The 11,850-nt window shown below is 44.3% G+C and carries 9 protein-coding genes and 1 other RNA gene; 6 read left to right on the top strand and 4 right to left on the bottom strand.

What is annotated here, in order from left to right; genetic code table 11:
* Nucleotides 1-361: 361 nt before the first annotated feature.
* The 5 genes from BACCOP_RS03295 (at nucleotide 362) to BACCOP_RS03275 (ending at nucleotide 7,763) form a co-directional block, all read left to right on the top strand.
* Nucleotides 362-889, top strand: a complete 528-nt coding sequence (locus tag BACCOP_RS03295) for a hypothetical protein (RefSeq protein ID WP_007566270.1) — start codon at nucleotides 362-364, stop codon at nucleotides 887-889.
* A 306-nt stretch (nucleotides 890-1,195) separates the two neighbouring features.
* Nucleotides 1,196-2,848 carry a hypothetical protein gene (locus BACCOP_RS03290; protein ID WP_007566269.1) on the top strand — a complete coding sequence of 551 codons (1,653 nt, stop codon included), beginning with the start codon at nucleotides 1,196-1,198 and terminating at the stop codon, nucleotides 2,846-2,848.
* Nucleotides 2,849-2,878: 30 nt separating this feature from the next.
* A complete protein-coding gene (locus BACCOP_RS03285) occupies nucleotides 2,879-4,309 on the top strand; it encodes a DUF5723 family protein (RefSeq protein ID WP_040311762.1) in 1,431 nt (476 codons plus the stop codon).
* A 155-nt stretch (nucleotides 4,310-4,464) separates the two neighbouring features.
* Nucleotides 4,465-5,436 carry a type I phosphomannose isomerase catalytic subunit gene (locus BACCOP_RS03280; RefSeq protein WP_007566267.1) on the top strand — a complete coding sequence of 324 codons (972 nt, stop codon included), beginning with the start codon at nucleotides 4,465-4,467 and terminating at the stop codon, nucleotides 5,434-5,436.
* Nucleotides 5,437-5,561: 125 nt separating this feature from the next.
* Nucleotides 5,562-7,763 carry a GH92 family glycosyl hydrolase gene (locus BACCOP_RS03275; protein WP_007566265.1) on the top strand — a complete coding sequence of 734 codons (2,202 nt, stop codon included), beginning with the start codon at nucleotides 5,562-5,564 and terminating at the stop codon, nucleotides 7,761-7,763.
* A 111-nt stretch (nucleotides 7,764-7,874) separates the two neighbouring features.
* On the opposite strand, the gene BACCOP_RS03270 is transcribed toward BACCOP_RS03275, so the two are convergent.
* Nucleotides 7,875-9,029: a lactonase family protein gene (locus tag BACCOP_RS03270; protein WP_007566263.1), complete on the bottom strand. Its 1,155-nt coding sequence runs from the start codon at nucleotides 9,027-9,029 to the stop codon at nucleotides 7,875-7,877.
* Between the two features lie 112 nt (nucleotides 9,030-9,141).
* On the opposite strand from BACCOP_RS03270, the gene ssrA reads away from it, so the two are divergent.
* Nucleotides 9,142-9,538, top strand: a transfer-messenger RNA (tmRNA) gene (ssrA, locus tag BACCOP_RS19510).
* A gap of 147 nt (nucleotides 9,539-9,685) precedes the next feature.
* On the opposite strand, the gene bioD is transcribed toward ssrA, so the two are convergent.
* Genes bioD through BACCOP_RS03255 form a run of 3 tightly spaced genes read right to left on the bottom strand, consistent with a single transcriptional unit; the run spans nucleotide 9,686 to nucleotide 11,744 of the window.
* The gene (bioD, locus tag BACCOP_RS03265) at nucleotides 9,686-10,327 is read right to left on the bottom strand and encodes a dethiobiotin synthase (protein WP_007566261.1); all 642 of its coding nucleotides are present in this window, start codon (nucleotides 10,325-10,327) and stop codon (nucleotides 9,686-9,688) included.
* An 11-nt stretch (nucleotides 10,328-10,338) separates the two neighbouring features.
* Complete coding sequence (bioC, locus tag BACCOP_RS03260; protein WP_007566259.1) at nucleotides 10,339-11,091, bottom strand: malonyl-ACP O-methyltransferase BioC; 753 nt, start codon at nucleotides 11,089-11,091, stop codon at nucleotides 10,339-10,341.
* The gene (locus BACCOP_RS03255) at nucleotides 11,076-11,744 is read right to left on the bottom strand and encodes a pimeloyl-ACP methyl esterase BioG family protein (RefSeq protein ID WP_007566257.1); all 669 of its coding nucleotides are present in this window, start codon (nucleotides 11,742-11,744) and stop codon (nucleotides 11,076-11,078) included. The genes bioC and BACCOP_RS03255 overlap by 16 nt, the downstream gene beginning before the upstream one ends.
* Nucleotides 11,745-11,850: the final 106 nt, after the last annotated feature.

Below are 11,850 nucleotides of genomic sequence, written 5' to 3'. Positions count from 1 at the left end.
TGGATAGTTCTGGTCCGGATGCACCGGTGAATACAAACGTGGACAGGACGTATCCGGTATTGGAGTCCTACAGGCTGCCTACCAGGAATGTATGATTTTGGGATAAGTACAGACACCCGCTAACGCAACGTGGTAAAGCTACGGGAAGAATTATGTAGACTGGTACAGTTCTTACCTTATCAGCATACAGGAACATCTGAAACGTATTCAGGCACTGTCGTATGTGATGCGTTTTTTCAAAGGCAACTTTCATCAAACCATTGTGTGAGAACGGATTCCACGTTATAAGCCGCTTCAGAAATGATGCAGTGTTGTTTTATCCCACTTAGAAAATAGGACAGGAAAACGCGGACGTCCAAAATTGTATGACGGAAAGATTGATTTTGAAAATCTGGACATCACAAGATGTACCGAGTATAAAGTGAACAAGGGTAAACTTTATGGACTGAAAGCATACTCCAAAGCACTCAAACGTTTTGTGAGCTTAGCTGTATGGTATCCTATGGATGGAAGAACGGACAAATGGCAGCTGTATTTCTCCACGGACGAGATGCAGGATGCCAAGGAGGTTTTAGACTTCTACAGGACACGTTTCCAGCTCGAATTCTGCTTTCGCGATGCCAAGCAACATGCCGGAATGACGAACTGTCAGGCAACCGACTTCAGAAAACTGGCATTTCACTTCAATGCGTCACTTGCAGCGATAAACCTTGCCAAAGCTGCCTGTAAGAAGATGGGAATAAAATATTCCATATCATCATGCAAGTCAGTCATACACAATGCTTACATGCTTGAACGATTTATTTGCGTGTCTGGGATTGAGCCAAACACGCAATTAATTGACAAACTTTTCAAAGAACTCATTTTATTTACCGCCAAAGCCGCTTAGGCTTGGCGAATTTTTAACGAACTATTGCAGAATAATAACATTAACAAAAAATACTTTTTTCAGTAGATACAATAAGAATGAACAATAGTAAGCATTTTTACGTTTCTATCATTAAATTTAATAAAGCAAGAGGGGTCGCCCTTTTCACATAAGCATCATCAGTAATAATCTGCAAACAGGTATATTGCTGAACTTTTTACACCGGAAAGCAATTATTTTGTTATTTATTAATTTTATAATTATTTCATGAAAAAGCAACTGACAAACAAAACATTTTCTTGCGCACTTGTACTACTTTCCAGTTGTATGCTATCATGCGTAGATAGTGATTACGATTTAAGTAAGGATCTCGACATGACAATAACAGTGGGAGGTGATAACTTAACTATTCCAGCCAGCAATACAAAAGACATTACATTAGACAAGATTTTCGACTTAGATGAAGAGAGCACAGTAAAAACTGATGCAGCAGGCAACTATGCCCTTATACAGTCAGGTGAAGGCTCCAACACTCAGGTTACTATCGAAGACATTACAATTAACTCCAACGAGATAGCACTTCAGTCTGCCCGGACAGAATTAAACTATGAAGTATCTTTAGATGGAACATTGACAGCCACAGTAAGCGATAAAACGTCTTTCAGCATTGACAAGAAAAATATAACAACCGATGTTACCGCACTGTACAGTTCGGATGTCATCATGCCTGCCTCACTGCGCATGAATATAGAAGGAAACAATTCGCTGACACTTAAGAAAGGATTCCAACTAGATTTTCCTGAGTACATGACAATCAGTACAACAGACCAGCGAGTTGATATAGAAGGAAGTAATTTGATTTTTAAACAAGATATAAACGTATCCAGTACATCACCTCTTTATATTCCAATCAATATTACACATATTGATTTTGAAGCAATGGGAGATGGTAAAGGTCTTGTAGCTCCCGGACATCTGGTCATCGCAGATGATATAAAGATAAGCGGAACCAGTACAACAGAAGGAGGCAGCGCCATCCAGATGATTATGGATACGGAATTTAGAATCGATGAAATCCAGCTGACTCAAGTTACTGCCAAGGTTAATCCGGAAATCAATGTATCTATCGACCCCATTGCGATAAACAACTTGCCGGACTTCCTTCAAGACGAACAGGTAAGAATAGATATGACCGATCCTAAAATATATCTGACAGTCAGCAACACCTCTCCTATCGAAGTTAATTTCAGCGGTACACTGAAATCATACAAAGATGGAAAGGTTATTGCATCTGTTCCTGTCGGACAGTCACCCAACCTGATTACCATTCCCGGCAATCATGCAAATGATTATATAATCTGCCTGCACAGACTCGACAGTCAAGTAGAAGGAGCTGATGCCAGCGTTACTGTTGAGAACCTGAACGCTTTAATCGAAACCATTCCAGACGAAATCCGTATGGAAAGCATAGAAGCAAAAGCGTCCGACCGTGAATGTTCGATTATTTTAGGAACGACATACAATGTCAAGGCCGATTACGAGATTAATGCGCCATTGCAGTTCAATGAAGGAACCAACATCGTTTACAGCGACGTTATAGACGATTGGAATAAAGATGTGAAAGATCTGTTTGTAAAAGAACTGGTAGTTACAATGGACGCAAAGAATACTATCCCTTTGACTATGAACATGGACGTAAAGGCAATAGACAAGAATGGAGCTGTACTGAATAACATTTCAACAGAAGTTTCCAGCCAGATAGCAGCAGGAACCATGGAAAATGCAAAAGTTACAGCACTCCAAATAACATTGAAATCGACAGATGCCAATGCATTCAAGGAACTGGACGGTCTGAAATACGAAGTCTCGGCTACTCCATCAGCTGAAACAAGCGGCAAAGTATTAAACAAGAATCAGTCCTTGCGTCTTGAAAACATGACTATAAAAATAAAAGGCGGTGTTACTGTCGATATGAATTAATCAATCCCTTACCAACAATTATTGAATTATATGAAAAGAAATAACATATACCACATTCTTGTTACTATTGCCTTTGTATGTCTTTGTACAGTTTCTTCTGCACAATCCTTACGTTCCGGCTATTTTCTCGAAGGATACACATACCGTCACCTGATGAACCCAGCTTTTTCACCCGAGCGAAATTACATAGCTGTTCCGGGTATAGGAAATATCAACGTTGGTGCTCAGTCGAATGTAGGTTTAAATACTTTCATCTATCCATACGGAAATGATAAGCTCACAACCTTCATGAACAGCAGCATCAGCAACGACGATTTTTTGAGTAAATTGAAAGACAATAACCGCATCAACGTAAATCTGAACATGACATTGCTTTCTGCCGGATTTCGTGCTTGGGGCGGATTCAATACAATTGATGTAAACATGCGTTCTACCACCAGCCTCAACTTACCGCGCGGATTATTTGAGTTCATGAAACTGGGAATGAACAGCAGCAATTCTGTATACGAAATGGATGATTTAGGCATTTCATCGAATAACTACGCTGAAATAGCCCTGGGACACTCTCGTCAAATCAATGATAAACTAAACGTCGGCGGTAAATTAAAATTCTTGCTTGGACTGGGAAATGTCAACATCAAGATGACGGATATGAAAGTCCAGATGGCAGAAGACAAGTGGATGGTTCAGGCAAACGGAGAAATGAATACTTCTGTAAAAGGCTTGACCATTCCGACCAAAGAAGAAAGTGGAAAAGAAATAAAAAATCCATCAGAAAGAGATCTGGTTGACTGGGATAACATCGATCTGGACAGTCCCGGTCTTTCCGGATTCGGTATGGCTATCGACTTGGGAGCCACTTATAAGCTTCGTGAAGATTTAACATTGTCTGCCGCAATTCTTGATTTGGGATTTATTTCATGGAGCAATACCATCAAAGCAAAGACAAGTAACACTCCCTGGGAATTCAACGGATTCCAGAACATAGCAATGGAATCTGATGACGCAGACGGCGACAAACCACTGGAAGACCAACTGGAGGATCTGGGCAATGATATCGAAAACTATGCAAGTTTCCATCGTACGGAAACCGGAAGCAGCTCTACAAGAGCCTTAGGAGCGACATTGAATATAGGTGCTGACTACGTATTCCCGCTATACGACAAATTGCATTTCGGTTTTCTGTCTTCCACACGCATCAATGGCAAGTACAGTTGGAGTGAAGGACGCATTTCAGCCAATGTAACTCCGGTCAAATGGTTTGACGCAGGTGTCAATTATGGAATATCATCCTTTGATTCCTCATTCGGATGGATCTTGAACTTCCACCCATGTGGTTTCAATTTCTTTGTCGGAATGGACCACCTGATGACAAAAGTAACTCCACAGTACATACCGGTAGGCAAACTGAATACAAATGTCAGTGTAGGATTCAACGTTACCTTCGGTAAAAAAATCTGATCAGGTTATCAAAAACAAAAACAGACTGAACATACAGACAATATATGTTCAGTCTGTTTTGTTTTATCTCCTTATATTTCCTCTTTTTTTACCCGCTTCACCTACTTTTTCGGCTAAAATAATTACTTTTGTAAACAAACCTAATTATAACACTTATGTACCCTTTAAAATTTAAACCGATCTTAAAATCCACTATTTGGGGAGGAGAAAAAATTATCCCGTTCAAACACTTAGACTGCCAGCAGGCACAAGTAGGTGAAAGTTGGGAAATATCAGATGTACCGGGCGACGAATCAGTTGTTGCCGATGGAGCCGATGCAGGTAAGAACCTTACACAAATGGTAAGCGAATACAAAGGTGCACTGGTAGGTGAAAGCAATTACAAACGCTTCAATGGAAAATTCCCTCTGTTAATCAAATTTATTGATGCACAGCAGGATCTGTCTATTCAAGTTCATCCTGATGACGAGCTGGCTATGAAACGCCACAATTCAATGGGAAAAACAGAAATGTGGTATGTGATAGGAAACGATGGCGGAAAAGCTCACTTGCGCTCTGGTCTGAGCCAGCAAATCACTCCCGACCAGTATGCGGCAATGATAGCCGACAACACAATCTGTGATGCCCTTTCAGACTATGCCGTACAACCGGGCGATGTATTCTTCTTGCCGGCAGGACGTATTCACAGTATCGGAGCAGGCTGTTTCATCGCAGAAATCCAGCAGACTTCGAACATCACGTACCGTATCTATGACTTCAACCGTAAAGACAAGAACGGAAATACCCGCGAACTGCATACCGAACTGTCAAAAGATGCAATCGATTATACTGTATCCGAAGATTACCGTACACATTACACTCCTAAGCAGAACGAACCGGTAGAACTGGTTTCATGTCCTTATTTCACAACTTCAGTATACGACTTGACTGAAAAAATGAGCATGGACTATACAGAACTGGATTCATTCGTTATCTATATATGCATGGAAGGCGCTTGTACCGTAACCGACGATGAAGGCAATACAGTAAGCTTGCAGGCTGGAGAATCTGTATTGTTCCCAGCTACAACCAAAACATTGGATGTAGTTCCGGAAGGACATGTAAAATTCCTCGAAACTTACGTATAACATGCCGCTTACGGCACTATAATTAAACAACGATTACCATAGGGATTGCAGAAAGGAAGTCGTCCACATATGCTGCAAGCTCTATGGTAATTCATTCTGTTATCCACACTTTATTAACCTGATTCATGAAAAAACTTTCTGTATTTCTCTATACTCTTGCACTGGGAAGCGCGTTTTACAGTTGCAGTACAGCCAAGCAAGATACTCCACAGACAGATTATACACAATACGTTGATCCTTTCATCGGAGCAGCCGACAACGGACATACCTTTCCGGGAGCCTGCCGTCCTTTCGGTATGATACAGACCAGTCCTGTAACAGGAGCTGTGGGATGGAGATATTGCTCCGAATACATGTATGCCGACTCCATTATCTGGGGGTTCACACAAACTCATCTGAATGGAACCGGATGTATGGATTTGGGAGATATCCTCGTAATGCCTTTCACTGGTGAACGCCACCGCACATGGGATGCTTACCGTAGCAGTTTCAGTAAAACCTCAGAAAATGCCACTCCGGGATATTATACTGTCACACTCGACCAGGCAAAGGTAAAAGCAGAACTGACAGCCACTACCCATGCAGCATTGCACCGATACACTTACGAACAGGCCGACTCTGCTTCCATCCTGATCGACTTGCAGCACGGACCGGCATGGAACGAAAAACAATATCATTCGCAGGTAAACAGCTGCGAGGTAAACTGGGAAAACGACAGTACGCTTACCGGACATGTCAACAACAAAGTCTGGGTTGACCAGGATTATTATTTCGTCATGCAGTTCAGCCGTCCGGTCATCGACCATTTTGAACTTCCTATGGCAGAAACAGAAAAAGGCAAACGCCTTGTAGCAAGTTTCAATATCCAGCCGGGTGAAGAAGTACTGATGAAAGTTGCTCTCTCCACCACCGGAGTAGAAGGAGCTAAGGCCAATATGGCAGCCGAAGTTCCGGGATGGGACTTCGAAGGAATACGGACTGCCGCCAAAGCCGACTGGAACAGCTACTTGAGCCGCATCGAAGTAGAAGGTACAGACGAAGAAAAGACAAACTTCTACACCAGCTTCTATCATGCGCTGATCCAGCCCAACGAAATATCAGACGTTGACGGACGCTATCGTAATGCTGCCGACTCTGTAGTAAACGCTACAGGAGGTAAATTCTATTCTACCTTCTCCTTGTGGGACACTTACCGCGCCGCTCATCCGTTCTATACCCTGATGGTTCCCGAGCGTGTAGACGGATTTATCAACTCACTGGTAGACCAGGCCGAAGTACAGGGATATCTTCCGATATGGGGACTGTGGGGCAAGGAGAACTTCTGTATGGTAGCCAATCATGGAGTTTCTGTCGTTGCAGAAGCCTATGCCAAAGGGTTCCGCGGATTCGATGCAGAACGTGCGTTCAACGCCATCAAACAGACTCAGACCGTATCACACCCGTTAAAGTCTAACTGGGAGAACTATATGAAATATGGTTATTTCCCGACCGACCTGACCGAAGCTGAATCTGTTTCATCTACACTGGAAAGTGTGTACGACGACTATGCAGCTGCCGACATGGCTAAACGCATGGGAAAGACAGAAGATGCCGCATACTTCGCACGACGTGCCGACTTCTACAAGAACCTGTTCGACAGCAGCACACAGTTCATGCGTCCTAAAAAATCGGACGGCACATGGAAAAGTCCATTCAACCCTAGCCAAATCGGACATGCCGAAAGCGTAGGCGGTGACTATACGGAAGGAAATGCATGGCAATACACTTGGCATGTACAGCACGATGTTCCGGGATTAATAGCCTTGTTCGGTGGAGAAGAACCTTTCCTCAACAAACTGGATTCACTGTTCACACTGAAACTGGAAACTACTCAGGCTGATGTGACCGGACTGATCGGACAATACGCACACGGAAATGAACCAAGCCATCATGTGACTTATCTGTATGCCCTTGCCGGACGTCCTGAACGTACACAGGAACTGATACGTGAAATCTTCGATACCCAATATTCACCCAAACCAAACGGATTATGCGGAAACGACGACTGCGGACAAATGTCAGCCTGGTATATGTTCTCCGCCATGGGATTCTATCCTGTCAATCCGGTAAGCGGCGAATATGTGTTTGGCGCACCTCAGTTGCCGGAATTCGTACTTCACCTGGCAGACGGAAAGACCTTTACCATTAAAGCAGAAGGACTTTCTGAAGCCAATAAGTATGTAAAGAGCATTACCCTGAACGGTGAACCGTACACCAAGAACTTCATTTCGCACGCTGACATCGTGAAAGGTGGTACACTGGTTTACCAGATGACAGACAAGAAGTAAATAAGCAACGGGATGTAAAACCCGATATGATAAAAGAGAGGCTTGTCAAACTCCGTTTCGGAGAAATGACAAGCCTCTTTTATGTCGTAAAAAACAACTTTCGGATTACTCTCAGTCCATCGGAACAAACTTCAGACAAACCGGCTTCGACATTTCAATTTTCTCACCGGTATCCTGCAATAATCCGGTTTCCGCATCACGCGCAAATATCTGAATTTCATTCGTATCCCGGCAAGCCACCAGCAAATACTTGCCATTAGGCGTAATGGCAAAGTTGCGCGGATGAATTCCCGTAGGCTGATAGCCTGCCTTTTCCAGTGTACCGTCCTCCGAGTTGACTGAGAAAATAGCAATGCCATCCCCTTTCAAACGATTGGAAGCATAGACAAAGTTACCGTCCGGCGAAATATGAATATCCGCACTGCCACGCGCATCGAGCGTATCAGCCTTGATAGTCTGAATGGTATCCAGCTTCATTTCATCGTACGAAAGCACGATAACATCACCCGAAAGTTCCGTAATGAGGTAAGCATGTTTCCCGTCCGGCGCAAAGCATATATGTCGTGGTCCGGCACCCGGAGCCAGTTGTACATCATAAGATGCCGTACGGTCCAACAGCCCCTCACCTTTCTTTTCGCTGACCGGAAATACATGAATACAATCAGTACCCAGATCATTGGCAAGCAGCAAACGACTATCCGGTGTAAAAAGCACACAATGCAGATGCGGCTGGCTCTGCCGTTCCTTATCCGGTCCGCTTCCCGTAAAGGCGAGCGTATCACCTTCCAGCAGTTCCCCGCGACTTCCTAAAGGAAATACAGTAACATTTCCACCCATATAGTTGGCAGTCAGCACATAATCCTCCTTCGGACTCAACGTAATATTACAAGGAGCTCCCCCATGAGTTGGTTGAGAGTTAATGAAAGAAAGCATCCCTTTCTCACGGTCAAAGCTCAGCGCATTGGCCGTAGAAGAAATCCCTTCATCCTCTCCTACCGCATACACCCGGCTACCGTCAGCCGACGGAGTAAGAAAAGAAGGATTCGAAATGCCGGACAAGCCACTCCGGAACGTCCCTTTTCCTGTTTCCTGATTGAATACATACACACGGATGCCTTTCTCCTGCGCCCGGGCGTAACTACCCACCAGCAGATACAACGAGTCTGTTGTTCCTCCGGAAACTGACTCCGCGTGTTTCGCATTTCCCATGCAACCGTTTCCTATTAAAGCCATAGCAGCCATACATACACCTATCAATGTCTTCATATTCCTGTGTTTAATCAATTCATTAAGGACGTCAAAAATACGTAAAATCAGTCATATTTTGGCAGAATCACAAATATTTCATATCTTTGCAACCAATAAATATCACAGACTTGGGCTTGACTGGATTTGACAGCGAGAGATGTGGTATGTAAGCATGCAGTGCGTCAGTGATTTGCACTATAATCTCAGTTACTGAACAATTATCTGGCAACGAAAACTATGCTCTCGCTGCTTAATCGAAGTACAGTAGATTAGCTTTATTTCCGTCACAGTGATGGAAACGAGATGTCGCTCAAAAGCTCTTGTTCCGAAGCGTTTGGCTAAGCGGCACAGCAAAATCGGGAATAGTTTCAGTCGGGTTCCGAGGCTGAAATGAAATTTTAGGAACTAAGGTATAAGTGGGTGGCTCTGGTCTTGCTTATGCACGAAAACCGAAGGCAGAGATAAGCATGTAGAAAGCATATGGCTTCCTTGTTTGGACGAGGGTTCGATTCCCTCCAGGTCCACCCAGGAAATATGAGTAAGGCTGTTTCAAACTGAAAAATGAAACAGCCTTACTTATATCTGTAAGTTATATAATAAAAAAATCTCCTGTCCTGCTTCATCCCAAACGATGCAGCTAAGACAGGAGATTTTCTCATTTTAAGCCTTTATTCTTATAGTTTCGGAACAATCACGAAATGAGTTTCCGGATATTCCTTTGCCAGCAAGTCACGGATATAAGCTTCTGTATCCCGACGGATAATATCATCATCTTCTTCCGGGAAAAGATTATAAGCCACGGTATGCAGACGAATACCCCGACAGGTTACAGCCTCCAGGCTCAGCAAAGTATGGTTGATGCTTCCCAATTTTCCCGAAGTCACAAAAATCAACGGATAGTTTTTCTGCGCCACATAATCAATTGTCAGCAAATCGCGGGTAAGCGGAACCATCAGACCGCCTGCTCCTTCCAGCAAGACCGCATCATAGGTTTCACTCAACTGACGGGTAGCCTTTTCTATCTTGTCAAAATCAATCGGACGATGATCTATTTCGGCAGCCAAGTGAGGCGAGCAGGGATAAGTAAATATCTCGGGCATGGTCAGTCCGCTTTCATCTTCCGGCAGCAAACCGGTTCCCATAATCTTACGGTGCAGTTCGATATCTTCCGACATACCGACATTTCCCGTCTGAATAAACTTCTGCGTAATGGTACGCACACCTTGTTCGTTCCATGTCTTTGCCAGATAACCGGTTGCATAACTCTTTCCGACATTGGTATCAATGCCGCTCACAAAAAAAACATTGTCTTTCATATTATTACATTTTATTTTTTACAAATCATATAAATAGGATGATAAGTCAGCGGAACGGTTCCGTCGGGAGCTGTGTACTGTTCCCTATAGCGACGGCAGAAATCATCCAGTTCTCCCCTCGTCCAGCTCTGGCGACGTATGCCCGTCACTCCCGTTTCCTTCAGATGCTTCAGTACCTCCAACGGCGAAGCGAACGACAACTTCAGTTTTTCCTCCCTGCTATATACAATCTGATATTCGGTCGACAATACATCTGTCAGCTCCTTCAGCGAACGGTAAGGAAGCGTATCCGAAGTAAGCGATACCACCTCTTTTACATTCTGAGGGCCAAACGTACTGAAAGCCAGATAACCATCGGCCGTCAGGAGCTTGCGACAGCCTGCCAGAAACTTCTCCGGCTGGTCGAACCACTGAATGGCAGAGCACGACACAATCAGATTCTGCCCCGACGGGAAATTCAGCGCCTCTGCATCGGATGCAGCAAAATGAATCCTCTTATTGGCAAGCAAATCGGTAAGATACGGTTCCACTTCGGGACACAAGTCGTTCAGCAGCAAGCGTTCGGGAGTAGCACGATGCAGAAAGGCACGGGTAAACATGCCTGTTCCACAACCAATCTCCAGCACGTTACGCCGTCCCCCCGATGGGATATACTTGCCTATCGCATCAACCATGTGATAAGCAATCTGCCGCTGTACATCCGCCCGTATGGAATAACTGCCCACAGCCTTAGCAAAACGGCGGCGAATCAACGTCTTGTCCATTCTTCCCCCTTTCCTTCCAGCAGGCGGTCGAACAACACTGTATCATAATGTTCTGCTTCCATCTCCATCACCTCTGTGCCAGTCCATGCGGTACGCTGATTTGCCGGAATAAAAATCTTGTCACACAAACCGATGATTGCCTTGTCCCACACAAAAGCCGCAGGCTGAACCTTCCCGACCTCATGCTCCAAAGCAGCCAGTTCCGCTCCCAGCTCTTCCGCCGTACGGTAAGGCTGATGCGAAAGAAACTCCTTCACCTGTCCCGCACCGCCACATATTCTCCGGCGGAAACGCGCCAGCGTAGCATCCGAAAAATTCTCCAGTGTACCGTGAAAAACCGCTTCCGCTATTCCCCGCCGGTCATCTATCGGAAAAGGTGTACCGTTGACAGCCAGTTTCATCTCCCAGGGATAAGTATGCCCCGAAAGAATCTGTCCGGCTACCCATACTCCCATCGACCAGGCAAGCAGTCTGATTTCACGATAACCATCCAACAAAGAATAATCGAACTCCAACGTACGGTAATCGAAGCAGAGCAGACAGTCGTACCCCTCCGCCACCGTACGGCGGAACAGATTCTCGTCGCTTCCCCATCCTGCAAAGAAGAGAAGCAGGCGCGGACTATTTTCTTTTTTTATAAATAATTGTTTCATTTTCAGTCATTCGGCAGACATGCAAAAAACATGCTGATATTTAAAAAAAACATGCTGATGTTTTCGGAAAAATATGCTGATGTTTTTCTTAAAACATGCTGAAGTT

It is taken from the genome of Phocaeicola coprocola DSM 17136, assembly GCF_000154845.1.
Lineage (GTDB): Bacteria > Bacteroidota > Bacteroidia > Bacteroidales > Bacteroidaceae > Phocaeicola > Phocaeicola coprocola.
Note: the sequence above shows the minus strand (reverse complement) of the source record. Positions and strands in the feature narration are given on the sequence as shown.